The sequence below is a fragment of the ANME-2 cluster archaeon genome (genome assembly GCA_019429385.1).
GTDB lineage: Archaea > Halobacteriota > Methanosarcinia > Methanosarcinales > Methanocomedenaceae > Methanocomedens_B.
The window spans coordinates 15625-42184 of sequence record JAHYIS010000009.1 but is presented as its reverse complement, the minus strand read 5'-3'; the positions used below and the strand labels follow the sequence as shown (position 1 = coordinate 42184).

At 43.8% G+C, this 26560-nt stretch carries 31 protein-coding genes and 1 tRNA gene; 18 read left to right on the top strand and 14 right to left on the bottom strand.

Going from position 1 to position 26560, the window contains the following annotated elements; all coding sequences use genetic code 11:
- Positions 1-17: 17 nt before the first annotated feature.
- From K0A89_04915 to K0A89_04900, 4 genes are all read left to right on the top strand, one after another.
- Positions 18-88, top strand: a tRNA-Gly gene (locus K0A89_04915).
- 309 nt (positions 89-397) lie between these two features.
- Positions 398-565 (top strand): zinc-ribbon domain-containing protein, encoded by a 168-nt coding sequence (locus K0A89_04910; protein MBW6517824.1) that lies wholly within the window; start codon positions 398-400, stop codon positions 563-565.
- A 486-nt stretch (positions 566-1051) separates the two neighbouring features.
- Positions 1052-1309, top strand: a complete 258-nt coding sequence (locus K0A89_04905; GenBank protein ID MBW6517823.1) for a hypothetical protein — start codon at positions 1052-1054, stop codon at positions 1307-1309.
- Positions 1310-1716: 407 nt separating this feature from the next.
- Positions 1717-2238, top strand: coding sequence for a helix-turn-helix domain-containing protein (locus K0A89_04900; protein MBW6517822.1), 522 nt, complete (start codon positions 1717-1719; stop codon positions 2236-2238).
- On the opposite strand, the gene K0A89_04895 is transcribed toward K0A89_04900, so the two are convergent.
- Entirely contained in the window at positions 2239-2967 is a 729-nt protein-coding gene (locus K0A89_04895; protein ID MBW6517821.1) for a hypothetical protein, read from the bottom strand.
- 83 nt (positions 2968-3050) lie between these two features.
- Between K0A89_04895 and K0A89_04890 the strand changes: the two genes are divergently transcribed.
- Both K0A89_04890 and K0A89_04885 read left to right on the top strand, forming a co-directional pair.
- A complete protein-coding gene (locus tag K0A89_04890; GenBank protein ID MBW6517820.1) occupies positions 3051-3746 on the top strand; it encodes a YkgJ family cysteine cluster protein in 696 nt (231 codons plus the stop codon).
- A gap of 80 nt (positions 3747-3826) precedes the next feature.
- Positions 3827-4219, top strand: coding sequence for a DUF1699 family protein (locus K0A89_04885; GenBank protein MBW6517819.1), 393 nt, complete (start codon positions 3827-3829; stop codon positions 4217-4219).
- Positions 4220-4237: 18 nt separating this feature from the next.
- Here K0A89_04885 and K0A89_04880 read toward each other — a convergent pair whose 3' ends face one another.
- From K0A89_04880 to glmM, 3 genes are all read right to left on the bottom strand, one after another.
- Positions 4238-4525: a chorismate mutase gene (locus tag K0A89_04880; GenBank protein ID MBW6517818.1), complete on the bottom strand. Its 288-nt coding sequence runs from the start codon at positions 4523-4525 to the stop codon at positions 4238-4240.
- Positions 4526-4534: 9 nt separating this feature from the next.
- On the bottom strand, positions 4535-5386 hold the full coding sequence (locus K0A89_04875) for a shikimate kinase (GenBank protein ID MBW6517817.1): 852 nt from the start codon (positions 5384-5386) through the stop codon (positions 4535-4537).
- A gap of 238 nt (positions 5387-5624) precedes the next feature.
- Positions 5625-6977 (bottom strand): phosphoglucosamine mutase, encoded by a 1353-nt coding sequence (glmM, locus tag K0A89_04870; protein MBW6517816.1) that lies wholly within the window; start codon positions 6975-6977, stop codon positions 5625-5627.
- A gap of 154 nt (positions 6978-7131) precedes the next feature.
- Between glmM and K0A89_04865 the strand changes: the two genes are divergently transcribed.
- Positions 7132-7851, top strand: coding sequence for a nucleotidyltransferase domain-containing protein (locus K0A89_04865; protein ID MBW6517815.1), 720 nt, complete (start codon positions 7132-7134; stop codon positions 7849-7851).
- Positions 7852-8015: 164 nt separating this feature from the next.
- On the opposite strand, the gene K0A89_04860 is transcribed toward K0A89_04865, so the two are convergent.
- The 3 genes from K0A89_04860 to K0A89_04850 form a co-directional block, all read right to left on the bottom strand.
- Positions 8016-8222 (bottom strand): TRAM domain-containing protein, encoded by a 207-nt coding sequence (locus K0A89_04860; protein ID MBW6517814.1) that lies wholly within the window; start codon positions 8220-8222, stop codon positions 8016-8018.
- Positions 8223-8434: 212 nt separating this feature from the next.
- Positions 8435-8752 carry a DUF1622 domain-containing protein gene (locus K0A89_04855; GenBank protein ID MBW6517813.1) on the bottom strand — a complete coding sequence of 106 codons (318 nt, stop codon included), beginning with the start codon at positions 8750-8752 and terminating at the stop codon, positions 8435-8437.
- Between the two features lie 38 nt (positions 8753-8790).
- Positions 8791-9846 (bottom strand): DUF362 domain-containing protein, encoded by a 1056-nt coding sequence (locus K0A89_04850; protein ID MBW6517812.1) that lies wholly within the window; start codon positions 9844-9846, stop codon positions 8791-8793.
- Between the two features lie 131 nt (positions 9847-9977).
- On the opposite strand from K0A89_04850, the gene speA reads away from it, so the two are divergent.
- Genes speA through K0A89_04835 form a run of 3 tightly spaced genes read left to right on the top strand, consistent with a single transcriptional unit; the run spans position 9978 to position 13865 of the window.
- On the top strand, positions 9978-11894 hold the full coding sequence (speA, locus tag K0A89_04845) for a biosynthetic arginine decarboxylase (protein MBW6517811.1): 1917 nt from the start codon (positions 9978-9980) through the stop codon (positions 11892-11894).
- 11 nt (positions 11895-11905) lie between these two features.
- A complete protein-coding gene (locus K0A89_04840) occupies positions 11906-12940 on the top strand; it encodes a deoxyhypusine synthase (protein ID MBW6517810.1) in 1035 nt (344 codons plus the stop codon).
- Positions 12933-13865: a DUF1743 domain-containing protein gene (locus K0A89_04835; protein ID MBW6517809.1), complete on the top strand. Its 933-nt coding sequence runs from the start codon at positions 12933-12935 to the stop codon at positions 13863-13865. Before K0A89_04840 ends, K0A89_04835 begins: the two co-directional genes overlap by 8 nt.
- Before the next feature lie 54 nt (positions 13866-13919).
- Here the strand turns inward: K0A89_04835 and K0A89_04830 are convergent, their stop codons facing one another.
- Entirely contained in the window at positions 13920-14126 is a 207-nt protein-coding gene (locus tag K0A89_04830) for a hypothetical protein (GenBank protein ID MBW6517808.1), read from the bottom strand.
- A 157-nt stretch (positions 14127-14283) separates the two neighbouring features.
- On the opposite strand from K0A89_04830, the gene K0A89_04825 reads away from it, so the two are divergent.
- The gene (locus K0A89_04825) at positions 14284-14643 is read left to right on the top strand and encodes a hypothetical protein (GenBank protein ID MBW6517807.1); all 360 of its coding nucleotides are present in this window, start codon (positions 14284-14286) and stop codon (positions 14641-14643) included.
- A gap of 1 nt (position 14644) precedes the next feature.
- Here the strand turns inward: K0A89_04825 and K0A89_04820 are convergent, their stop codons facing one another.
- From K0A89_04820 to K0A89_04800, 5 genes are all read right to left on the bottom strand, one after another.
- Positions 14645-16159, bottom strand: coding sequence for an AMP phosphorylase (locus K0A89_04820; protein MBW6517806.1), 1515 nt, complete (start codon positions 16157-16159; stop codon positions 14645-14647).
- A gap of 52 nt (positions 16160-16211) precedes the next feature.
- Entirely contained in the window at positions 16212-16973 is a 762-nt protein-coding gene (locus K0A89_04815) for an ABC transporter ATP-binding protein (protein MBW6517805.1), read from the bottom strand.
- A 12-nt stretch (positions 16974-16985) separates the two neighbouring features.
- Positions 16986-17765 (bottom strand): ABC transporter permease, encoded by a 780-nt coding sequence (locus tag K0A89_04810; protein MBW6517804.1) that lies wholly within the window; start codon positions 17763-17765, stop codon positions 16986-16988.
- A gap of 32 nt (positions 17766-17797) precedes the next feature.
- Positions 17798-18814 carry an ABC transporter substrate-binding protein gene (locus K0A89_04805; protein MBW6517803.1) on the bottom strand — a complete coding sequence of 339 codons (1017 nt, stop codon included), beginning with the start codon at positions 18812-18814 and terminating at the stop codon, positions 17798-17800.
- A gap of 244 nt (positions 18815-19058) precedes the next feature.
- Positions 19059-19463 carry a DUF4870 domain-containing protein gene (locus K0A89_04800; GenBank protein ID MBW6517802.1) on the bottom strand — a complete coding sequence of 135 codons (405 nt, stop codon included), beginning with the start codon at positions 19461-19463 and terminating at the stop codon, positions 19059-19061.
- Positions 19464-19604: 141 nt separating this feature from the next.
- Here K0A89_04800 and K0A89_04795 point away from each other — a divergent pair, with 141 nt between their 5' ends.
- The 7 genes from K0A89_04795 (at position 19605) to K0A89_04765 (ending at position 26022) form a co-directional block, all read left to right on the top strand.
- Complete coding sequence (locus K0A89_04795) at positions 19605-20549, top strand: transposase (GenBank protein ID MBW6517801.1); 945 nt, start codon at positions 19605-19607, stop codon at positions 20547-20549.
- Positions 20550-20605: 56 nt separating this feature from the next.
- Complete coding sequence (locus K0A89_04790) at positions 20606-20932, top strand: type II toxin-antitoxin system death-on-curing family toxin (GenBank protein ID MBW6517800.1); 327 nt, start codon at positions 20606-20608, stop codon at positions 20930-20932.
- Between the two features lie 206 nt (positions 20933-21138).
- On the top strand, positions 21139-21279 hold the full coding sequence (locus K0A89_04785) for a hypothetical protein (protein MBW6517799.1): 141 nt from the start codon (positions 21139-21141) through the stop codon (positions 21277-21279).
- Between the two features lie 327 nt (positions 21280-21606).
- A complete protein-coding gene (locus tag K0A89_04780) occupies positions 21607-23832 on the top strand; it encodes an ATP-dependent DNA helicase (protein MBW6517798.1) in 2226 nt (741 codons plus the stop codon).
- 133 nt (positions 23833-23965) lie between these two features.
- On the top strand, positions 23966-24475 hold the full coding sequence (locus K0A89_04775; protein ID MBW6517797.1) for an amino acid-binding protein: 510 nt from the start codon (positions 23966-23968) through the stop codon (positions 24473-24475).
- 4 nt (positions 24476-24479) lie between these two features.
- Positions 24480-25490, top strand: a complete 1011-nt coding sequence (locus tag K0A89_04770) for a homoserine dehydrogenase (protein ID MBW6517796.1) — start codon at positions 24480-24482, stop codon at positions 25488-25490.
- 40 nt (positions 25491-25530) lie between these two features.
- Positions 25531-26022, top strand: a complete 492-nt coding sequence (locus K0A89_04765; GenBank protein MBW6517795.1) for a pseudouridine synthase — start codon at positions 25531-25533, stop codon at positions 26020-26022.
- A gap of 16 nt (positions 26023-26038) precedes the next feature.
- On the opposite strand, the gene K0A89_04760 is transcribed toward K0A89_04765, so the two are convergent.
- A complete protein-coding gene (locus K0A89_04760) occupies positions 26039-26548 on the bottom strand; it encodes a hypothetical protein (GenBank protein ID MBW6517794.1) in 510 nt (169 codons plus the stop codon).
- Between the last annotated feature and the right edge of the window lie 12 nt (positions 26549-26560).

The window sequence follows — 26560 nt, the reverse complement described above, 5'->3', positions numbered from 1 at the left end:
TTCACTGACGATTTTGTGCGACTGTGGTCTAGCGGTATGACAGTGGCTTCCCAAGCCTCTAATCCGGGTTCGATTCCCGGCGGTCGCATTTTCATATCAATAACGCAGAGATATGTTATTTCATAATTCTGGACATTTGGGAAATAGGGAAATTAGTGATCTAACACAATTCTCACTGGATACGAGCATTACCTTTATTAAGAAGCTATAACTATGTAGGAGTATTAAGTATTTAGACCTAATTAAAATTTAGAAAAAAAGTATTCATTGTTTTTTGTGATTGTCAAATCTTTTTTAAAATAACAAGATATGATGGGGACAATAAATTCTATCAATACATTACGATAAACTATGGATTACGTCAAAATACTGATAAAATATATAAGGAAAATTAAGTATGGAAGATATTACTTTAACATGCACTGACTGTAGTGAAGAATTCGAATTCACAGGTGGAGAGCGAGAATTTTTTGAAGAGAAGGGCTATGATGTGCCTAAACGATGCAAATCTTGCAGATCTAAAAGAAAATCTGAAAAAGGCAATCGTGGATTTAAAAGTTATTAATTTTGAATCATAAAAAGTAGAATCGAATGAGAAATTTTGATTAAGCTAACGCCCAATTTTTCAATCTTACCAGATTACGTAAGATGGGGCATTGGGCCCTTTTTTTTAATTCTGTTATTCCATGAGACAAGATTCAGGATTAGATTTACTGTACCAAACAGTGTAAGTTTTTGCAATTAATATCAAATTCAATATCAGTAGCAGCTATTCCCACATTTTTTCTTCATGCTGTTCACCTTTGATATATAAAAAAGTTGACATGCAATTATATTGTTTAAATTTTATATATTAACTATTATTTAAGATGCCACTTTAAAGAATAAACTCGCAAATATACATTAAAATATTAAAATAAACTATAATAAACAATTAAAATCAAAGAAAACCTTAAAAATCAAATAAAATCATCGGTATCATTATATGTCATCTCATTCTCTAAATGTAATGAAATTCTTAGGTTACCTGATATACAATGAGGGGAAATGCATGATAAATAAGAATAAAATAGATATTAACATGTCAATGAAATGGAATAATGGACAAAAGAAAAGATCTATACACACAACATTGAAACCCAGTACCATTGCAAAACTTGAAGAATATGGTGATGGTAAATTAAATATTGGTATAGAAAAAGTCATAGAAATTGCCGAATCACGACAGAATAATCTGAGAGAACAGCTATATCGAATTGCGTCTCAAATAATAACCGAAGAAGTTGGAACGGTTTCAAATTTAAATTAAGTTTTCGTGGAATCATATGAAAAAAGTTTCTAATAATTATTATAATTCAATCGACATATAATTATTAACCATTCATTGCTATCATCTTTTCTCAAAATCGAGGCAATACTGGATCGAATAATTATGCAAACCGTTGTATGATTCATCACTGATAAAATTCTATTATCTAAATAATAAAGATAGTTATGGCATTATCAATTTCATTTTGAATCTCAACACCCTGGCACCCATATGTTGATATCCCTATGGTGATTATGATTTTTATCAAAATCAGGATAAAAAAGAGGGGATTGTTTTCCAAAACGAGCCATCTTGACAATAAAAACAATTATCATGTACAAAAGTATAAACTGAATTCCAATATAATACTATTGTGATAATGTCATTCTAATTATTCAGGTGATTATATGAATTCAGTAGATAAAGTCATGCGTTCAGCCTTTGAGTCAGATGAATCATTCCAGGAAACGCTGTCCAGAGTAATCAAGGATGACCTTGATATGACGGCAGCCGAGTTCAGTGAAATATCAGGTATACCTTCAAGTACCCTGTACAAAATACTATCAGGTCATCGTGACCCCAATATGAAAACAGTAAGGCAGATTGTCAAAACCATAAAAAAGATAGAAGGTACCGAACAAGGCAATTTTATCGCCGTGATTGCAGCCAGGCCGGTGCTCGACAATATTATAGAAAAAAAGATGAAAATAGACGGGAAATTAATAACCATTCGTGAATATTCAGCTACATCAATGGAAGAAGCCATTGTAGCTGCGATCAGAGCCGAGCGTGACGGGGCAACGTCACTGGTATGCGCCCCCATTGTCAGCCCTACTGTGGAAAAAGTCCTCACTATCCCTGTAGCTACAATAATGCCGCGGGACAGCCTGTTAACTGCCATCAAGCTGGCCGCAAAAAAAATGGGTTAGTTATTCCACGTTCTTTATGAGGGTCAATATATTCTGATATTCCTGCGCCTCATCTATTTCGATAGTAAAAGTGCCTGAACTTCTCATATCAGTAGGGAGGCGTATAACGAGATCATCGGCAGGTATTAAGCCAACAACGATAGTTGACATTCCATCGTCACTCCAGGCAGCAAGCACGCTCCGAACTTTAACAGACACCATACCTTTATCACCTGATTTGATGTAACCTTCGAAGGACCTTGCAGTAACTGTGGAACCGCTATTTAAGGTGACTTTTTCCTGACTAACTTCCTGGAAGCCCTGGATATTACTTTCCTGAGTCATACTCTGTATCTGGTTGTCAATAATACTTGAGAGCATAGATTCAGGTATGGATATGCCACCTGGAAATGCTACCCTTATTATAATGAACTGTGAGGCAAACGGTCCCTCTCCTGATCCACTGGCAGAAATTCCATATGCACCGAGCAATTTATCAAGTTGATGTAACATTTCCCCCATCAACTTTTCATCACGGTATGTGACCATTGCAGTGCTAATTGTCATTTCCATTCCAGCAACATCCTGAACCATAGTATCGGTTACGATTTCTCCATATTGTGCCCACCCCAATTCATCCAGTGTAGTCTGGTTTACTGTTGCAGGAACAGCTTCTTTTGTTTCAAGACATCCCGAAATGAGGACAGATGAAATAAGGCATAAGAGCATCAAATGCGTAATGTTTTTCATAAGATCACCTATTATTCCAAATCGTTTTGAATTATTATTACGTATGACCTTTATAGATATAGTATCTTTGCAGGATTAATATCATGGAGTTCGAAACGTTCCGGGCAATTAAAGACAATTACTCTATGCTGGTTATGGCAGAAGAAATGGACGATATAATACTTGCCGGACAGTTGACATCGATAGGATTCGAATGTAAGAGATGCGGGGAATGCTGTCGTTCACATCAGGCTGATAATAGTGTCCTAGTTTTTCCGGATGAAGTACTTCGTATAATGGATGCCAATAATCTTGGCTGGTACGATGTATGCAAACCATCTTCACCCCAGTTCATTGATAACAAAAATACCCTGCATTCATTAGAATGGGAATTGAAAAGACACAACAATGGTTCATGCACATTCCTGAACGATGATAATACCTGCAGTATCTATTTTTGGAGACCCTGGATTTGCAGGACATATCCATTTTACCTGCACTTTGAGGATGAACGAGCACCCCTGCTCAATATATCTGAATGCGAGGGTGTTGGGAGCGGGGTGCTACGTGCACAAGATGCAGAGAATTTAGCTTTACTTTTAAAGGAACGACTAATATCCGAGATCCAGGAAGAGATACATGTATTGGAACACCTGGATGGGTTGGAGAACTGGAAATTATTCAATAGTAGCATTCAGGGGAATAATGCAAAATTTAATATCGTAGTACATGATAGCCACGGTTGTACTATAGTTGAAACACATATAAAACAATCTCTGATGAATAATTATTATTATTAATTATCAACAAAATTGTTATCGTAATTATAACATGTTAAGTTTTAAATATCATGAAGTAATTTTAAATAAATGTGAATAAAATGAAGATTCGAGTAGTTAGTTCAAAGGATGAAATTGACACACTGGATGAAAAAGAAGAAATGATTCATCTTACTTTTAGACCATCCAATAAGGATATAATGGTACTGGCAAATAAGTGTTCCAATCTCAAGGCCATCCATATAGCAGGTTCGTTCATGAAAACGGTATCGGAATCGACCCGAATGTTCCTTGAAATGAAACAAATATCCCTGCTTGAAGGCGATGTATGGGGCCACCGGAAAGATATCAATGAATACTATGAAGTAAATCCGGTATTTTTTGAAAAAGTAAAAACCATGCGTAATGAGGGTTTACCGGAAGAGAAGATAGTTGATAAACTCCAAAATGATACCGGGCTTGATAAGGACCTTATACAGTTTCTAATTCAATAATGCCTTATCCCCAATTTTTTAAGGTAAATTACCTTCGCCACTAAGCTCATGCTGGCGCTCGATACTCATCTTTATGAGTATTTTAAATATATTTTTTACTTCTCCAGCATCAAGTCCACATTCAGTTGCGATATTGGCAACTCTTTCCATGACCGCCTGGTTCTGTGATTCGTCATTAATGGGTTTGCTTTCATGTTTCTTTGCTTCAAGCACGTCTTTTGCCAGGTTGGTCCTTTTTTCGATTAATTTTATTATCTCTTCATCGATGGCTTTGATGTCATTCCTGATTTGTACGAGTTTTGTCATGGCTGACCACTACCTTCCTTTCCGGGCACCTTTATTGTTTACTTCTGTCCTTATAACCTTTCCATCAAGTGCCGACCAGACATCTACCAATCGGTCAGCTGTCTCCCCATGTACCAGCGCCGTATACGCCGGTCCTGTACCAGAGAGACTGGCACCTTCAACCCCTACCTCGAGTGCCATTAACATGGGTTCGGTTCTAAAACCGAGAGCACTACAGTATAAAAAACCGTTAAGTGTCATCGCTTGTTCATATTTCCCTTCAATACACAATCCATAAGCCATATCGACCCAGGGTGCAACAAGTCTGGACCTTGTCACATCTGTTCTTGAGCTGTATGCTTTTTTTCGTGGCGCATAGATAATAACTTCAGATTCCAGTACGTTCCTGGATATCAGGGATAATTCCCTGTTATCGGTAATAACAACACCCCCAAGCATTGATGCTGCAGCATCATCAAAAGCACCAGTAATAGTGACCCCGGCATCTTTGGCAGCCTGTACTCCTAAAAGGGCTGCATCCAAAGGTTCCATGTTCTCACCAATAGCATCCAGGGCTGCCAGCACCGATGCATTGGCTGCAGCACTGCTACTTTTTAAGCCCGATGCAATAGGGACCTCACTTGTAGTCGTAACCGTAGCGCCATCCTGGCAATTGAATTTCTCAAATACCAGTTGAACACACCGCTCAATGAGTTTGGGATTCCCGCCACCTTTAATGATGCCTTTTATCCGGTCAGTGCTATTCAATTTCACTTCTGCACTGGTGTGAAGGTCGATTCCGAAAGCTGAGCCTTTCCATGTGGCAATGGCGTTTACTATTGTTCCTGCACCCAGAGCGGTAGCATATCCTGTAGTGGTCATAATTGTGTTTAATTGTGTTATGGTTCTGGTATGTTCATAGCATAACTTAATAGTGGTTAACTACAGGCACAACCTTCCATGTTTGCGAATTTTTCATAAATTGGACAGTTTATGTAATTGTCGCTGTTCGAACAATAAGTATTTAATTCATCTGGTTTAGGCTTATAGAACTTTGGGTCCAGTTTGCACCAGACACCTGAGATATGGGGGCATCCTTGTGTCATTTACTTTACCTCTCTCATATATTATATTTTTCAACCAACCCGGTTCCGTATTCCATCAATTCCCTGGCACGGTCTGGAGATTTAGATTCTGCATATATCCGCATAATAGGTTCTGTACCACTTGGCCTGATAAGTATCCATCCGTCAGGATACCATACCTTCAACCCGTCAGTATTATCCACATCCAGGTCCTGCTCTTTCAAGACACATGCAACCTTTTGAAGGACATCCTCCAGATTGTTGCACCGTATTTTGGTCTTTATGTTATGATACACGGGCAATCCACTCTTCAGTTTTGAAAGTTTCCTGCCCCCGGCTAGTATTTCCAGCATCCTGGCAGCGGTCATTGCACCATCACGGCAATACTGGAATTCTGGGAATATCAGGCCACCATTCCCCTCTCCGCCGAAAACTGCCCCGGTATCTATCATCTTACGTGCCACATCGATACTGCCCACGGCTGTCCAGATAAGTTCTCCGCCCATGGATTCGGTCACGTCCCTGATTTGCAGGGAAGAACTGACCGGGGTAACGACTTTACCTTTTTTGTGGCTTAGCACATGCCCTGCCATCAAGGCAAGCAGGTCTTCTTCGTCAAGGAACTCACCCATTTCATCCACAAAAGCAACCCTGTCAGCATCCCCATCATGGGCAACACCAAGGTCTGCGCCCGAAGCTTTGACCATGTTCATAAGGTCAGTCAACGCGTCTTTTGTGGGTTCAGGTGCCCTCCCCGGAAATGTGCCATCGGGTTGGGCATTGAGCGTAATGACTTTGCATCCCAGCTGCCGCAGTAACAAAGGGCTCACTTCACAACTGGCACCGCAACCAGGGTCAACCACCACGGTTAGTTTTGCATTGCGTATCATTTCCCCATCCACCAGTGATGTAATAGCCTCCATATATGTTCCCAGAGCAGTTGAATCCCTTGAAAAAGTACCCGTCCGGTCCCATACTGCGGAATGGAACTTTTGTGAAAAATATATATCTTCCACTTCTGCCTCACCACTGCGGGAGAACTCTGTCCCATCTCCTGCAACGATCTTTAACCCGTTATATTCTCTGGGATTGTGGGAGGCGGTTATCATCACGCCGGCATCTGCATGGTTTCGCACATAATACTGAAGTGCAGGAGTGGGAAGCACTCCAACGTCCGTGACTTCCAGTCCGGTTGATAACAATCCTGCTATCGCTGCACTCTTTAGCATATCACCCGAGATGCGGGTATCCCTGCCCACTGTTACCCGTATTCCCAAATTGTGTCGTTGCATGTAGGTGCCAAGGCTCTTTCCCAACGCCAGGGCCATATCAGCGGTCATTTCCTTGTTCGCGATTCCTCGAACACCATTGGTGCCAAATAATTTCATGTTCTTTTCACATCTCCAAAAAGAGGTTTGAGACTGAATAAATGTTTTTGCCGGTGTACAATTGTCATTGCGCTGGTATTCATGTATAATATTATTGAGGTTTGATTTATTAGACTTTGTGTTTTATTAGGGTGGAATGACATCTCGTACATGAATGAGGCACAAGACGGCTACCATGGGGCAACCCTGTGAGATCATTTACGACACATCACACTGGGAACTGTTAATGGTACTCAGGGGACGGGCAGCAAGTATACTCGATGCACTGGAACGAGCCGGGTTAGAGTGTTTTATTTACGGCAGCCTTGCCCGGGGTGACGTATCAACCGGTAGTGACATTGATATAATAATTCCAGGGGTTGTGCAATCCTTCAGAGTAGAACTGGCACTGGATGATATGGGGATTACGGGTCGCAAACTGGTGCAGGCCACACCCGGTGCCCTGGTCAAGGCACATGTACATCTTTCCCAAAAGGAAATGGTTACTTTCCCTTTGACACAACCTACTGAGAGGGAACTGGATTTTTATGCCTTTGGAGGTATGATCGGGGCTGAGGGCCTGGAAGATGTTAATAACAACCGCGTTCCTGGTGTGGATAAACGGCTGATGTTGATCGAGCCTATAGCTGAAGGTCATGCAGAGACGCCATTATCAGACATAACGTCTGGTATGGTAGCAAAAAGGTTAGGAATCGGGCAACAAATCGTGGATGAGAGGATACGGGTGCTGAAAAGGCGGGCAAAGGTGGGTACTACGGGTGTATATCTTGATAGACCACTGGCTCAGGATGAGGGGTTTGAAGCTGTGCTCGAACAGATAATTGCTTCGAATTCACTGGTGCGCAGACGGGTGAAAAATAGACGAAGACGTTAAATGTAAATGAAGAAAAAAAATATTATTGGGATATATTTTGCCATGGTGGCATAATTATAAAAAATGTAGTTTGCGCACCACATCAATCCCATATTACTATTGAATGGCCCAGGTCTTTTTTACAAGACCCAAAGCCATTTATTAAGAAAGTTGAATGAAAAGTCTTAGTCTACGACTTCAGCAATAGCGAATTTTCGCATTACTTTATTGACTTTGATTGTAACTTCATCTCCGACCTTTGTTCCAGGTACGAAGATAATAAAACCTTCAACTTTAGCGACACCGTCGCCTTCTCTTGCTAAATCTTCAATCGACACATCGTAAGTTTCCCCGGCTTTTACCGGAGCACTATATTCTTGATTTCCGAACATACTACACATCCTTAAATTTGATTATCGACTACTCTGGCAAAAACACGGAAAAACGTTATTGACGTACACTTCCATAAATCCTTGAACCAAAACAGCTTTAAATCTTAAACTCTCTTACGTCTTGTGGGTATATAAAATTTTGCCAATGTTGTCCTTACGTTTCTTAATATTAGATTCATTTTAAAACAAAATAACTGATTGGGATTCAGGAATCAATGATCAAATTCGATAGCTTCCTTTCCCAAAAAATATCCCAAAATGGTTCTGATAATAACAATCGCACCAAGCAGGATCAGTTCATCCTGCGTGGGGGCAACGATGGTTTTGAGGATATCACCTGCAATGAGAAAATCCAGTCCAAAAATAATCTTATGCGTAAAATCCCTGCGCACATCATGATAGTTCAGTGAAGTTCTCCTTATCTCCATTTTTAACGTATTTATTGCTGCCAGGGCACCACCATAGAGAATAATTACCGCACCTATTGAAGCAAAGACCTTTGACGATATATCGATTACAAATTCGAACATAAAATTACATTATATTCTTACTTATAAAAGTAAATGCTTTATTTTGACAGGGAATATTCCATTTTTCCACAACCTATCTGTTCGGCATACCTGAGATGTACAATCGGGTCGATACCCCACACATCGGTAATATTCCTGCCGTGATGTCCCATCGTTTCATTGATGAGGTCAATTGTTGCCATATCTATAGCTACAGGGTTGGTAGACGCCGTAATGCCTATGTCTTCTACAAAATTGGGCGCTGAGAAGTTGAAGCAATCACACCCCGGGGTCAGGTCATATATCCAGTTGATATAACCTATCCTGCCATTCAGGCATTTGATAGGGCCAAGTGCCGCCTCGCCCAGCAGCCTTTGCATCTTCACATTCACGTCATCAGGAGCAATGATAGCTTCCTGCGGGCAAGAGCCCATACATGCCAGTTCGCCCCGGCACATTTCATGGTCCACTCTGGCATGGGTATCTCCCAATACCAGGGCTTTCCAGGCACAAATATCGATACATTCGCCACAGGCGATGCATTTCTCGGGATCAATAGTCGGTTTTCCTACTTCATGGACCCTGGTCTTACCTTCTTTATCCAGGCAACCCATACCCAGGTTCTTAATAGCGCCCCCGAATCCTGAACCGGGATGACCTTTGGCATGAGATAGGACTATCATGGAATCAGCTTTTGCGATAGCTGATGCAACGGTAATGTCTTTCAATAGTGAACCCCCGATGTCGATATTCACAGCATCATCTCCCATCAATCCATCCGCCACAATGAACGGTGCGTTCATGCTGGCCTGGGTAAAACCGTTCATCGCGGCCGCCCATATCAATTCTGCAGCATTAAGTTTCCTACCTTTGTACAGGGTAGTTGTATCGGTGACAAAAGGAATGCCCCCCGCATCCCTGACAAGGTCAACGACCGTGCGTACCAGCACTGGTCTTATGTGGGTGGTATTGCCATATTCACCAGGATGTATCTTAATGGCCACAATATCATCTTGATTGACAGGTGATATTTTAGGGAACAATTCTCTTATTTGCTCTGGTTGGCTGTTTTTCGCTCCCACATCTTTTACTGACCTGAAAAACACATCATTTATCATAATACCAGTCCTTCAATAGTTATAGATGAAATAGTTTTATCCTAAAAAGCCTATTTGCACAGAAAAACTTAAAATGAATAGTCCTATTTATGTTAAAATTTATTAATATCCGGAAGTGACAATGTCAAATGAGAAAAATGAAGAATATCGATGACGGAGCAGGTTGGAAAAATGAAAAATCCAAAGAACTATACGGCATTGATAATTGGGGCAGTGGATATTTTGACATAAACCGCAAAGGCAATCTTTTGGTGAAACCTGGTAAAGGCAAGAATAAGGTCGAGATCCTGGAAGTGATGGAATACCTTAAAAAGAACCGGATAAAACCTCCTATACTGTTTCGTTTTCCCCAGATACTTGAGAGCCGTATAAGCGAATTATATCATTCATTTGAGCATTCAATTGATGAATTCCAGTACCAGGGCTCCTATAAAGGTGTATTTCCCTTAAAGGTAAATCAGCGCAAGGATGTAGTGGAAGAGATAGTCAGGGTTGGCAGGAAATACAATTATGGATTGGAAGCGGGTAGTAAGCCTGAACTTATTGAGAGCCTGTTCTTCAAACTGAGCCCTGAATCGCTATTGGTATGCAACGGTTACAAGGACAAGAATTATATCAGGACAGCCCTGCAAGCTACCCATTTCAGGAAGAACATCATTCTGGTGATAGACCAGTTGAACGAGATAAACGATATTATCAGGCAATCCAAAAAACTCAGTGTCAATCCCTGTTTGGGTATTCGCATTCGGTTATATTCACGGGGGAGCGGCAAATGGGTTGAATCGGGCGGTGAATCTGCAAAGTTCGGATTGACTACCGGTGAACTGCTCAGTGCCGTAGAGAAACTGAAAAGTAATGGCATGATACAGAACCTGAAGATGCTGCATTTTCATATTGGCTCCCAGATCACAGATATTCGACGTATACAAAATGCGGTAATGGAAGCTTCAAGGATATATGTCGAGGTCAAGAAACGGGCTCCTGAACTGGAATACTTTAATATTGGCGGGGGGCTTGGTATTGATTATGATGGCAGCAAGACCTCATCCGATGCCAGTGCCAATTATGCCATGCAGGAATATACCAATAATGTGGTGTTCACTCTCAAGGAGGTTTGTGACGAGGAAGGCATTGAACACCCGACCATTGTATCAGAGAGTGGGAGGGCAGTGGCTGTCTATCATTCCATGCTCATTACCAATCTGGCGTATGAGAAATCCATCATACATAATGTGGATTTTGAAGTTGCCGAGGACGATTCTAATGTCATTAAGAAATTCCAGAGCTGTTTTAATGAGATTACCGTGAAGAACTACCGCGAATACTACCACGACAGTCTGGAGTTTAAGGAAGAACTTATCAATATGTTCAACCTGGGCCAGTTGGACCTGGCAGAGAAAGCTAAGGGAGAAACACTATTTTATAATATATGCCAGAAAATACATAAATTCATCAAGCAGACCGGGAATAAATCGGAAGAGTTCGATTATGTTAGAAAATTATTATCCAAGAAATACATCGGTAATTTTTCATTGTTCCAGTCCATGCCCGATTTCTGGGCCATAGATCAGCTATTCCCTATCGTGCCCATACAGAAATTGAACATGCAGCCCGAGTGTATTGGTACTATACTTGATATGACCTGTGATTCTGATGGTGAGATAGACCGGTTCACCGATGTTATGGATGTAAAGGAAATGCTGGAGTTGCATTCACTTGATAAACAACCCTATTATATAGCCGTACTTCTTCTCGGGGCCTACCAGGACGCTATCGGTGACCTCCATAACCTGTTCGGAGCTGTGCATGAGGTACATATTGTTGCTAAGGATGAAGACGAATGGGAAATTAAGAAGATCATTAAAGGTGATAATGTAAGTTCGGTCTTGAAAATGCTCCATTTCAACAGACAGGGCCTGGTGAAAAGTATCGAATCATCCATACAAAAGGCAGTAGACGAAGATGAGTTGAATCCCCAGATAGCTAAAAGCATTCTGAACAATATGAAAAATGAGATAAATGATTATACATATCTTGATTTTTAGGCGCGTATTCCATGAATAAAGAACAATTTACCCATCACCCAACTGTCCCGATGGATGTGACAGACAGGACTATCAGTGAAATAACCCGTGCTATGACCAGGACCGGATTCCAGGGCAGGAAACTGGGTGAATCAGTGGAAGCATGGGTCCATATGTTACAGGAGGATGAGGTTACAATAATGATGGGATTGTCCGGTGCTATGGTTCCGGCCGGTATGAGGGGTATCATTACTCACCTTATAAAGCACAGGATGATCGACTGTCTGGTCTCTACGGGTGCCAATATCTTTCACGACATCCACGAGAGCCTGAACCGGAAACACTATATCGGCACCCACCTGGCGAACGATGAGACCCTGTTCAGCCATGGTATTGACAGGATACATGATGTGTTTGCTGTTGAGGAGGAGTTCAGGGAGGCTGACAGGCTGATAGGTAATTTCGGTGCATCCCTTGACAATGGGAGGACATATTCATCCCGGGAATTTATTTCGCTTCTGGGTGCCCGGGTGAAGGAACTCGGTGGGCGTAGTGATTCCATTATTGTGAGTGCATATGAACATAATGTTCCAATATTCATACCTGCTCTGACGGATTCGTCTATCGGCATTGGATTGGTGTATGCCCGCCGCCAGGGACATGAGTTAATAGTAGACCAGATTAAGGATGCGGATGAGATTACGCAGATCGTGGAACAGTCCAAAAAGACGGGCGTGATATATGTTGGCGGTGGTGTGCCCAAGAACTTTATCCAGCAGACCGAGGTTATTGCATCCCTGATGGGCGGGGATGTGGAGGGGCATGATTATGCCATCCAGTATACTACGGACGCACCCCACTGGGGAGGATTGTCCGGGTGTACTTTCGATGAAGCTGTGTCCTGGGGTAAGATTGCCGGGGGTGCCAGGAAAGTGCAGGTGTTCGTGGATGCTACGATTGCGCTGCCTATTGTGGCACATGCGTTGCGCGAGCGGATGGATGGGGTTGAGCGCAGGGGACCGGTGTTTGAATGGAGTGAGAATGGATTGAAGGTGCGGTATGGATGAGGATTTGAAGTCCGGAGCAGCGCAAATGAACCTTAATGACCCATATACTGTGACCTACGCCGGAATATATGCAATATGTGACCGCGAGAACAGGCATGTCGATATCATCGAGCAATCAAATTGCTACGGGGGCTCGGCCTGGACAATGCACCACTATGCAAGCAGTCCCCTGATTGACAAGGTAATATCAGTGGGTAATACGATACGCTATCGCACCAGGACCGGGACCGAGCCGCTCAAACTTGAAGCTTCGGTAGCTGCCGCGGGCATAGAATCGGTAAAAGTATCTGGCAATGAAGTTGCTATTACCTATGCGGGGCTGGGCGGCGGAGGTGTAGGCGCTACTGTATGCCGCGCCAGGAGTAAGGGTGTACTGCGCTCGGAAATATCCGAGTCAGGCGGTGGAAGGGCTGCAAAGGGTACCATTACCGTTCCAAGGTATGAGCGGGTGCTGGTGGGTATTGACGATACTGATAATAAAGAAGAAGGTGCTACCTGGTCCATGGCCCATAACATTGCATCAGCTATTGACCGTGTTGAGGCAAAATACCTATCACATGCCCTGGTGCAACTGTTCCCGGTTCCGGCAAAGACCCAGAACTGTGTATCAACCGTGTTGGAATTCGCCTGCATTGATAATGATTCTAAACAGTCCTTGTTCACAGATATCAAATCTGCCCTGGAACAGTATAGTGTCTCCAGCGAGACCGGCATGGTGGTACTGGACGATTTCGATGCATCACAACTTGAGGATTACAGCAGGGAATGCAGGACAGGGATACTCACGAAGGAATATGCCCTGAAAACAGCCGGATTAAAGCATGTCAAGATATGGCTTGATGGCAACGGTGTTATAGGTGCACTGGCTGCTCTGCCCTGGTATACCAGACCCAACGAGTCTGTCAGGTTAGAAGTATCAGGGTAATGTTGTCAGGGACTTTTTCATCTGGAGAGATATTGACCCCGCCTATTATTGCGTCTATATTTCGCGCACTATATGGATATTTGAGAATGGTAAGTAGTGTTTTTTACCTGCTTCCTCTCCTTCCAGTGGGAAGAACACGATGTACTGCTCCTCATGTTTAACTTCTATGACGTTGGCTGAAGTGATCCAGCTATCATATTTCATTTTACCGTTATCACCCGTATAGCGCCTGGATTCAATCAAATATTTTCTTTCACTCATAAAATCTCACCTTGAATCGTGCAAGCAATTCAATGAAAGAATATATCTGGTAAAGATATTAAACCTATTTGTTCTCATTAAACGCATGTTTTAAATAGACTATATTACAATAGAAATACTAAGCAGTAGTAGGTTTAATCTTTTTGGTGGTAACAACATGCAAGAAAAGCTTGACATATCCAGAGTCGGAAATACCATAGATCTGGACCCTTTCAGGATTGACGAGGTACTTGAGAACGGTACCTGTACCTTTGTGTCTTCGAAATTCTACAATAAAGGCGTTTACCGGGTAAAGAACAACCAGGCCAAGCGGCTGGAAGATTTTGCAATAAACATCGATAAGATAGAAGCGGCCACCTATGAAGGTCTAGTAGAGGAGTTTGGAGAGGGTTGTGTGGATTCGAGTCTTTGGGATGATGTACCAGAGGGTTCAATGGTCTTCTTTTACTCATTCAAACTGGAAAAAGACCTTGTCAAACAGCATTCCAGGAAAAAGGAAGAATACCTGGAAGCCTGAACTACAATTCCCGTTGTCCACGCACGGTCTCCAGCAACATTCCTTCCACAATTATGGGATAATCCTTTTTGGCGCTGTTAATGGCGTTGGTTAATTTCCATTCTTTTTCTGAAAATATCGTTAGTATAGGGTCATCCTTCTTTACGGTCTCGCCCTTCTTCTTATGTATCAGCACACCGGCTCCTTTATCCTTGGGTGCGCCTGCCAGTCTTGCGATCTCTACAATGCGTTTGTTATGGAACTCAACGATATACCCATCAGCAGGTGCAAATATCTGGGCGGTCTTATCCCCTATGGGAATATCACCTGAAGTTATACCAGGATTTCCACCCTGTATCTCAATTATCTCTCGCATTTTTTCCAGAGCCTTTCCTGACTTCAATATTTCATAAGCCATATTCCTGCCATCGCCCCTGCTTGCCGCCCCGCCCATCTCAAGCATCAGTCCGGCAAGACCAACACTCTTCTGGATGAGGCTGTTTGGGCCTTCCATGGATTCAAGCACTTTAAGGGCCTCTACCACTTCCAGTCCTCCGCCCACAGTCCTGCCAATTGGGGATGCGCCATAGGTCATAGCGCATTCCACCTGCATTCCCAACCTTGCTCCCAGATCAATGAGGCCGCGTGCCATTGCCCTGCCCTGTTCTGCGTCAGGTATCTTGGTACCAGAACCGGTCGGGATGTCGATGACCACGCAATCCGCGCCCACGGCGCCTTTTTTAGCCATGATGCTTGCCAGGAGCTGGCAACTCGGGTCCAGTGACAACGGGTATTCCACTCTTATGAGCTTATCGTCTGCTGGTGCAATATTGGTGGCTCCGCCCCATACTATGACACCACCGACCTTTTCAGTCATTGATTTGATCTCGTCTCCTTTGAAAGCAACAGGCGCAAGTATTTCCATAAGGTCTGCTGTGCCGCCGGCACCTGTAATGGCCCGGCTGCTGGTCTTTGGTATGAGCAATCCCGCTGCTGCAACGATAGGTACGATGAGCAGTGATATTTTGTTCCCAGGTACTCCACCGATACTGTGCTTGTCCATGATGGGATGGGTATCGAACTCAAGTTTCTCCCCGGTATCTATCATTGCCCTGGTCAGCCATTCAGTCTGCTCGGCAGGCAGGCAGTTCATATGTGAAGCTGTAATAAATGCAGTCATCTCAATGTCGCTGAGATTCTCTTTTACAATATCATTCACCAGGTCATACATATCTTCCCTTGTGTATTTTCCACCGTCCATAATGTGTTTTATGGTACTCACAGAAGCAGGTTTTGTAGCGGGAGTAATTTCAAGACTGTTGGTGCCGTTTATGTGTTCCATAATTTCATGATATATTCCGATAGTACCCTGGGGAATTATATCGTCAGTGGTATCCACAATTGCGGTAATGTAACCGTGGTCTTTCAATTTCACACGATCACCGGCCATTACACCAAGTTCTTTTGCATCAAGTATGTTCAATACAACTTTATGTTTGCCTACTTTGATATTAATTGGTTGAACTGTTAATTCCATAATTTCACCATTTTTCACATAAAAGATATTAAAATATTACCTTAACATTATATTACTCTATTGTATTTTTCATCTCAGCACCAAGCGAAGATAACAGGCGTTCACGTAATACATTTGCTTCAACGCTGGTCCTGTCACGAGGCCTTGGCAGTTCTACATTGAATATCTCTTTGATCCTACCCGGTGGTGATGTAAATACAACCACCCTATCTGCCAGGTATACTGCCTCATCTACACTGTGGGTAATGAATAATAACGTCTTTTTGTCCCGTTCCCAGATCTTCAGTAGTTCCTGCTGGAGTCTGTTGCGGGTCTGTGCATCTACTGCACCAAAGGGTTCGTCCATTAACAGCACTTTTGGGTCATTGACCAGTGCCCTGGCAATTGCAACCCGCTGTTTCATTCCGCCGCTCAGTTCATGAGGATAACTGTCAGCGAACTTTGCCAGGCCAACCAGTTCCAGATACTGCCTGGCAGTATCCTCCCGCTGAACTTTCGGAATTTTCTTCAATTCAAGGCTAAATGTAATGTTTTTTAGCACCGTTCTCCACGGGAACAATGAATATTCCTGGAACACCATTCCCCGGTCAGGCCCGGGTCCGTTTATTGGCTCGCCGTGTACGGTAATCGTGCCGGCGTCCGGCTTTTCCAGTCCTGCTATGATCCTGAGCAATGTGGTCTTTCCACATCCTGATGGTCCGATAAAGCAGACAAATTCTTTATCTTTCATCTCAAGGTTAATACCTGAAAGTGCAGGGACTTCATCCCCCTCTTCAGTGTGGTATATCTTATTGATGTTATGTATTGAAAGCATTGTATCTCCTGGTCAGACAACCACGCCGGATTGCCATCGAAGCCACCATTCCTGTACAAGATATCGAAACACTCTATCGATGAGGAGGGCGATCAGTCCAAGGACAAGCATGTAGGTAAGTACCAGGTCCATGTGATGTAAATCATTCCAGTGCCATATCTTCCAGCCAATACCATAAGTACTGACCCCGAAAAGTTCGGCGGCCACAACACACATCCAGCCCACACCCATACCCACCCTGATACCCGTGGCAATCGAAGGGAGGGCAAAAGGTAATGCGATCCTGAAGATAATATCTTTATTACTGGTGCATCCCAGTACCTTTCCTGATTCCACCAGCACCCGGGGTGTATTCTTGAACCCGGTATAGGTGTTGATAAGTATGGGGAATACCGCTCCTATGAATATCACGAACCCGGCCGCGTATTTGGTGAGCCCGAACCACAGGATGGCAAAAGGTATCCATGCCAGGGGCGGGATGGGCCTTATCATCTCAATAATTGGATCTACTGCCCTGTCAACGTTTTTAAACCATCCCATGAGCGTGCCTATGGGTATGCCCACAAGAACGGCCAGTCCGATACCTAACACAAAATAATTGAGACTTGTCAGGATATCGCGGTACAGTTCCCCTTCCTGAACAAGTTTAATGAAAGCTGATACGACGCTGGTGAAGCTGGGAAGTATATATTTTACGTTAATGATTCGTGCAATAATCTCCCAGATAATCAGAGCTGTTGCTACAGATGCTAATTCGAGAGTTCGTTTTCTGGGGCCCCGGCCTTTATCCATGTCAGGTAAAAAGAGCTAATGGATGAAGAGTGTTACTCTTCAACCATCTCAGCCATTATTGTATTGTAGAAACTCAGGTCAAAAAGGTCATCCCGGGTCAACAGTTTGTCTGTGTATCCCAGGTCGTACTGCACTTTGGCATATTCAAGAGTGGTATTTAGTTCAATACTGGGGTCAGTTACCCAGCTACCATCCCAATCGTGGATTGATTTGTTTGCAATATCGTATGAAACACCGATATCATCTGAGAATATCTGGGCGGCTTCTTCGGGATGTACTATATTGTATTCGGTAGCCCTGATATGCGTCCTGACTATCTGTTCCACCAGGTCCGGATGGTCCCTTATCAGTTCATCGCTTACCAGTACCACGCAACAGGCATGGTTTTCCCACATCTCACCTGACTGCACAACTACCCTGCCAGTACCTTCAGACTCGATTATTGTTGGATTAGGGTGGGGAAGGAATACAGCGTCCACATTACCGGAAGCCAGTGCAGTTTTTGCATCACCACCGCCCATACCCAGTATGGTCACATCTTCCTTTGGATCAATGTCGTTGTCCATAAGCCATTTCCGAAGGACTGTATCCTGCAGGGTCCCTGGTGGGAATGTAGCAATCTTCAGGCCCTTGAGGTCCTGTGGTGATTCATAGGGCAGGTCAGTGGCCAGTACAAGGTCTGAACCCTGGACCTGCGCCCCGGCAACAATTTTTGCTCCAAGACCCTGGTCTATGGCAGATAGGGGTGGGGTGGCCCCAACATAGGCTACATCTATTTCGCCTGCAAGCATGGCCTGCATTTCAGGGGCACCTGTAGGGAACTGGAAATCCTTGGTGGAAGTTACGCCGTAGGGTTTCAGGTCTTCAAGCCACCAGCCCTTGGTATCGGCGGTCATGTATGCGATCTGGTGGGTGCTGGGTTGATATCCAAACCTCAATTCACCAACAGCTGGTGTTTCTCCGTTCTCTTCAGTAGGGGACGTACAGCCAGATAATAGTACTATTCCCATTGTAATTGCTATAATCAGTATTTTCTGTAAGTTGAACATTTTATACCTCCTCACTCGGTATTTATAATGTAAAATCATCTATTAAACCTATTTAACGGTTTCCAATATTGTTTGTATTTACTCCCATAAGTATTAGAATTATTTTATTATTATACAATTGTGTCACAGTTATTGCGATTCTTGACCTTCAGTGATACTTTTCACTATGCTTTTTGGCTGGTGTGAAACAATAAAAAATAAAATCGGCTGGAAATCGGAAAAAAAGAAAAAAATACGGTTCAAATCAACCGTATTGTTCAGCATATTTTACAGCATATTCGCTAATTACAGGAATATGATATTCTTCACCTGAATAGGCTTTGTAAATCAGGAATAACCAGAATATGAATAAGGCTAGTTGTGCTAACATTGCGATTAAAGCCCCAATAAATGGCAAGAATGAAATAATTGACAATACAATCCAGATAATAATTATTGCAATACCAAAAACAATAGATTGCATTGCATGAAACATTATGAATTTGCTCTTGTCTGGTTTGTCTTTTTCTATCAGGAAAATCACAGCACCTGAAATAAATGTCAAAACATAGGCAACAGCGGCCATTACATTATCGTTATTCGCAGGTTTACTTGTTTTTTCGATTTCATTTTTCACTTCAGTTTCCGTTTCAGTTTTACTCTCATTCATGTTGTCACCTCTATAACAATTATTAAATTTTAAGAGTCACAAATATTCTTACGTTAAACTATTTATATTTTCGTAATATTTTAAACTGTTAGTAATATATATTTAGAACTGGGAGGCAAAAAGACCGCTGACAAAAAAGAGATGTTGCATACTCTGAAACCCAATGAGAAAAAAAAGAAACTGGTTGATGTAGTTGAAGAAACAAGAGCAATAAGGGGCAAAGCAGATAAACTGGAATCACCAGCAGTCAAACAGAAAATAGAGCAATTGAATAAGATATTGAATGAGAACATAGAAGAGAAAAATGGTACGGTCCAGAAGAAGAAAGAGCATGTAAAGGACAAATTAGTAAGTCTTGTAAATGAAGATGCAAGACATGGAGCTAAATCGGATTCAAAACCTTTCACAGGATATAAGGGCAATATAACGAAATCAGATGATGGATTTGTGACAAACATCATCGGGACTGCTGGTAATACCTATGACGGAGATGTACTTTTGCCTCTTGTAGATGAGAGGACAGAAAACCGTTCTAAGCCATCAAAGACGAGGGGAGATACTCACTACAGAGGTGCTGAAAATAGGTTTCAGATGTTACAAAGAGGAATTACAGTCGTTGCTCCGATACAAAAATGGTTCAATCCAACCGGGCTTCTATCCCAGGATAAATTCATTCTGGATAAAACTGGGGTGACATGTCCCGCTGGGAACAGAACAATGATTTCAAACTATAATGAAAAGGAAGGGACGATAATATTCTATTTCAAGAAAGAAATCTGTAGCCTGTGTTCGCTAAAAGATCAATGCGCAAAACAGGAGAGAAGGACTATCGCCATAGGGAAACATCATGATTTGATGATGGAGGCGAAAGAATACAATAAAACCCAGGATTTTAAGGATGATATGAAAGAAAGAGCACATATCGAACCAAAGAATGCTGAGATGAAGAGATTTCATGGGATGGGAAGAGCAAGATATTGGGGTCTGCAGAAGGTGAATGTCCAATTTATTATCACTGCTATTGTTGTTAATGTTAAGAGGCTTGCAAATGTTATTGGTAGCGTATGCGATCTAAAAAAGTGTTGAAAATAAGGGAAATTCGAGAATATTGAGGGAAATAATGGGTTAATATGGGTTTTTTGATGAAAAAATCGGATTATTTTCTGAAAAATCATGAGATTCATGAAAAAGGGGATGGATTTGGGGTGAATTTAAGGGGTAATCCGACAATCTCATTTTCAAAGCATCCTTGCGTTGCAAAATATAATCACAGTCACCCTTTTATGGATGGGAATAAAAGAACAGGATTTCAGGTGGCAGATCTTTTACTAAGACAGGATGGAATTCATATTCATGCAAATGATGAAGAGATTCTTCATGCACTTGTTAAAATTGCAGAGTATACATGTTCAGTTGAAAAAATTAAAAAATGGTTACGAGAAAAAGTACGCCCATTACATTCTTGCTAATTGTTTCTTAAGCTTGTCATTATGCCGCATGCTATCTGCAAGGTGTCTTTTTTCTTCACTGGTAAGTACACCAGATTTTGTTTCTGTTGGTGCTTGATCACGGGATTCAATTTTTGCCATAGGACCAATTCTTATTTTCTATAAAACTGTTATAATTATTTATCTTTTTGCTCTTAAAAAGGGTTGAATATGAGAATCGTCTCGTTTTGCAGATTAGTGTATATACGAACGCAGATCTTCACAGGTTACGTCCTGAATATAGAGAGAACGTGGAAAAAATATTGGAAGATGGCGTTTTTGAGACGTATTCCAGCTTTGATGACCTGAGGCGCGAAATGGAAGATTAATAAGTACGATTCATCTGTATTAAATCTCAATAGCATATTGCACCTGGATTATTGAAAAGAATTAATAATCGAGATTGACTGGCTAAATCTGCATCACATTCCAAATAGCAATGCCTTTTTATGCCACCCCAATTTGGTTTAAATAGAACACGGATGACACTGATTCGACGGATTTTCACAGAACTGTATTTTATCTGTGCGCATCCGTGTCATCCGTGCAATCCGTGTTCAGCTAAATATTACTCTTAACCGGTGACCCATAATAATCCATTAGTTTCGCCCCGCTATTACCAACCATATTTAAAGAAGAAATTGAATCCTACCATAATGACCCCTGAATACATGAAATTCTTCCCCAAACCTTCATGTTACCCCAACCAGCAGGCAGCAATGGATTCCATACACCAGGCCCTCCACACCGGCAAGGTGGTGCTGTTCGAGGGTGCATGCGGGACCGGCAAGACCCTCAGCGCACTCTCCCCCTCCATAGACGTTGCACAGCAACTGGATAAAGTCGTCATCATAGCGACAAACGTGCACCAGCAGATGCAGCAGTTCATTGATGAATCCAGGGAGATAAAGCAGCACAATGACATTCATGTGGTGGTGCTCAAGGGGAAGAAGCACATGTGCCCCAGGGATGAAGATTACGAGACCTGCAACGTCCTTCGGGAAAATACCCTTGAACTCGTTGGAAAGGAAAAAGAGCAATCACAGCTCAGGGCACAGCTCGCCGTTTTGCAGCAGGAATTGAAGCACCATCCCGATGATGCTGCCGTTGAAACTTCCAGGACTCTTTTGGCAGGTCGGGAAAAACTGGCAAAGCAGATAAAGGACCTGCAAGAGCGGCACTGCACCCATTTCTACAACGTGGTCATGCAGGATGAAAGGCCTCAGGCCCCTTTAACACTGGATGCATTTTCACTCGGGCCCGGTGACGATTTCACCTCCTGGTACCACGAGGACGTGCGCACGCCCGAGGAAGTGAACGAATGGGCGCATGAGCGGGGCATGTGCGGGTATGAACTGGTCAAGCGCCAGGTATCCGGTGCCCGGTTGCTGATATGTAACTTCCACCATATCCTGAACCCGGATATCTTTGCCAACCTGCTCGGCTGGATGGACCGGGGGATGGAGGATGTGATCCTGATATTTGATGAGGCCCACAACCTGGAATCCGCAGCCAGGAGCCACTCATCACTCATCCTGCCCGAATACAGCCTGCAGCACGCCGGTGAAGAACTGACTGCCAACGAAGGCATGGCAATGAGCGATTCCTACCGGGTCAGGGATATGGAGATACTGTTCAACCTGCTATTGAAACACCTCAAAGAGGCCACCGAGACAAGACTCCAGTTCGGTGAGAAGGAGCGCCTGTCCGGTACGTGGAAGGATGTCAGCATATGTGACCCGAAAGAGAGGAAAGACCACTTTTTACGGCTGGTACTGGAGCACTCAGAGGAAGCCGGTATCACCGACCTGGGCGAACTGCTGGGCGAAGCAGCCGAACTGGGCAGGTACCTGGATGAGTTCAATAAACAGCAGTATAAATCCGGAAACGCAAACCGGCGGAAGCGTTCACAGTTGCTGCGCAGTGCAGAGTTCGTCACATTCTACCTGGAACATTCATCTGACCCGCTCTATTATCCGATACTGAACATACGAAAGCGGGATGGCGAACTGGAAAGCAGGATAGAACTGGTTGCCTGTATCCCCCGCAGTATTACTGCTCCCCTGTTCCAGTCCGTGTACTCGTCCGTGCTCATGTCAGCGACCTTAAAGCCATTCCCCATGGCGAGGGCAACCCTGGATATCGGGCGCCCGGTCGAGGAGCTCTCGTTCGGCATCACGTTCCCTGAAGAGAACAGGCTGACCATAGCCATCAATATCCCTCCCCTGTTTGCCAAAAGCAGGGATGAGCCCGCCACCATAGAAAAGCTCACCCAGATCCTGGATGATATCATCCTGCACAGTGACGGGAATGTGCTGCTGTTCTTCCAGAGCTACCACGAAGCCAGGATGTACCGTGACCGCATCACCACCGACCTGCCGGTCTTCCTGGATGAGGTTGGCACATCCTCGGGTGAGATACGGGACGAGTTCTTCAGGACAGGCGAGTCCGGCAAAAAAGCCGTGATATTCTCCTACCTGTGGGGTACACTGACCGAAGGTGTGGACTACAAGGACGACCGGGGCAGGACCGTGGTCATCATAGGTATCGGATACCCGGCATTACACGACAGGATGCGTGCCATTGAATCAGCCTATGAACACGAATATCCCGGGCTTGGCTGGGACTATGCTATCCAGATACCAACGATACGCAAGGTACGGCAGGCCATGGGCCGTGTCATCCGTTCGCCCTCAGACTACGGTGCCCGTATATTGCTGGACGGCCGCTACACAACGGCATCTCTTCGCCGCTGGAAAAAGTATTCAGTGTTCAACCACTTCCCGGCAGATGAGCAACACGAGATCATTGATGTTGACCCCGATAAAGTGAAATACTCGCTGATGAATTTCTTCAATGATATGAAACAGGGCAAAACATAAGCTCAGGAACCCTGCATAAAACGCTCCCGTCACATAAAATCCTGCACAAAACCCTTATTACACAAAAAGGTGTATGTGTATGAAATTTGATGATACCTTGCAAGCCAGATAATCGCAAAAAGGAATACATTTCATGATCGTTTCAATGGACCTTGAGTTGAAGGATGTGCCCGGACAGCTTGTACGGGCCCTGATACCGGTGTCAGAGTCCGGTGCCAATATAATGAGTGTCATCCATCACCACGAACAACGAACCCCCAGCGGTGCCATTCCGGTACAGGTCGTATTCCAGTTGACCAGTGGCAGGTTAGATGATATTATTGACAATCTGGAACAAAACGATATGCGTGTTGTCAGTGTGGATAAAAAATACCGGCTCGAGTCGGTGACCCTGATACTTATCGGGCATATTGTCCACAGTGATATGGGCGATACCATTAACCAGATCGACAGTACCGGATTCGCAGAAGTGGTGAATGTATCTATCTCAATGCCCGGTATCGATGAACCATCCTCTGCGTCTCTTGTGATCAGTGCTTCAGGGAAAGCAGAACTTACCGATGCTGTAAATGTTTTGAAACGCGTTGCCAGGGAAAAGGACCTGCTGGTAATAGAACCCATTGAAACGGATTCCTACAGGTGACAGAATGAAAACAGTAAGACTATCCATTACCGGTTTCGGAGCTGTCGGGCAGGGCATAGCCAGGGCAATTTTTCAGAAAACGGATTCCCTGGCCGACATGGGTCTAAAACTGGTAGTGGTAGGCATTTCTGACAGGGGCGGGGCATGTGTCGGGCCGGATGGTGTGGACCTGAAAGCTGCTATCAGGCGAAAAAAAGAGACCGGTTCGGTTGCCACATCAGACCTCACATCCCTTGATGTGATTAACGATATTGACCATGATATTGTGGTGGATGCCACACCCACTAACATCGATGACGGAGAACCCGGTCTTACCTACATGCTGGAGGCGTTCAGGCATGGCCGTCATGTCGTGACCTCCAATAAAGGTCCTCTTGCACTCAAGTATACCATGCTGTATGAGGAGGCCCGGAAAATGGGTGTCCAGTTCAAGTTCGAAGCCACGGTGGGCGGCGCAATGCCTATCGTGAACCTTGCCCAGGATGCACTTGCAGGGAACAGGGTCATGAGCATAGAAGGTATCCTGAATGGTACCTGTAACTATATACTCAGCCGCATGACCGAAGAGGGACTCTCGTATGAACAGGTGTTGGGTGAGGCCCAGGAACTGGGAATTGCAGAAACCGACCCCTCCTATGACGTTGAGGGTATTGATACCGCCTGCAAACTGGTCATACTGGCAAATGCCATTTTTGGAATGGATGTAACATATGATGATGTTGACGTCACCGGTATAACCAAGATTACACCCGAATCCCTTTCACTGGCCGGTGCTGAAGGAATGCTGATAAAACTCATTGGTGAGGTACGGGACGGAGATGACGCAATTATCAAGGTTGTACCGAAACTGGTCCCGAAAAATCACCCGCTGGCAGTGAGCGGTACGCTCAACGTAGCACTGCTCAGGACCGATATGGCAGGTCCCATCTGCGTGAAAGGAAAGGGGGCAGGCTCTATAGAGACGGCCAGTGCCATTTTGAGCGACATCATCGCCATATGCAAAAAGGAATGTTAAGACCTGGAATACTGATGCATCGTAATAACGGAGACACCACATGCCGGATCATTTAAAACGGGTACGGATAATTGCAGATTTCCAGTTTGGCCGCGGGGCAGGAAAGGCGCTCTTCCCTGACGGGTCAGAGTTCCTGCTGTCCAGGACAAAAAGGGTCCGGCAAATTACCTTTCATGGAGAGCGTATTGCAACGGTCCGTGCCAGGGACGGGGTACTGACATTAAGCATGGAAGGAGGTGCCAGGCTTCACAGCTTTTTGAAGGCACCTGCATCAAGGGTTGTAGTGATGGCTGATGCAGTGCCGTTTGTACGGAACGGAAAAACTGCTTTTGCCAGGCATGTCATTGAAGCAGGCCCTGATATCAGGGCGAGTGACGAAGTTCTGGTAGTGGATGAAAATGATATCTTGCTGGCAACCGGGCAGGCAGTACTGAGTGCAGTTGAGATGCAGGAATTCGAAAGAGGTCCTGCAGTTGATGTGCGAAGCGGTGCACTGAACATGAAGCCGTTCTCTGAACATCAAGAGCCATAGAGAGTAAAAGCCGGGCTTAAATGTTGACCAAAAATTCGCACACCCCACCTTCCTTGCACTTCATTTCTGGTTGACTGAGCGTAGCATTCTTGTTGATAGATTGTATCGTTCCCCGGACATAGTTCTTACAGACTACCATATTTGGCACGACACCTACCAGTACTTCACTGAAAGGACAGGCGTTCATTTTCATGGATGCATTGTTTTTATTTTTTATTATTATCTCGGAATCGATACCGTTGAGCAGGCAAATCATTTCCATAGGTTCGAGACACGACGCTGCACTCATATCTTTAACGTTCAACGTATCCTGTAATTGCCTGCAATCTTCCTTTCCCATTTCATAACAGGTATCTTCGAGTACTGGAAGAGTCTGGGACTGAAACCGGTCCACCAATCTGGACATGGCTCTTGATAGTATCCTGTTGTTCAGGAGACTGCCTTTCCACTTTGACTTGGATGGAATGCCTACAAGTTTCCATGATCTTGCAAATCTATCCCGGCGGTCGGTCGTAATTATGGACATTTGATATTTCTC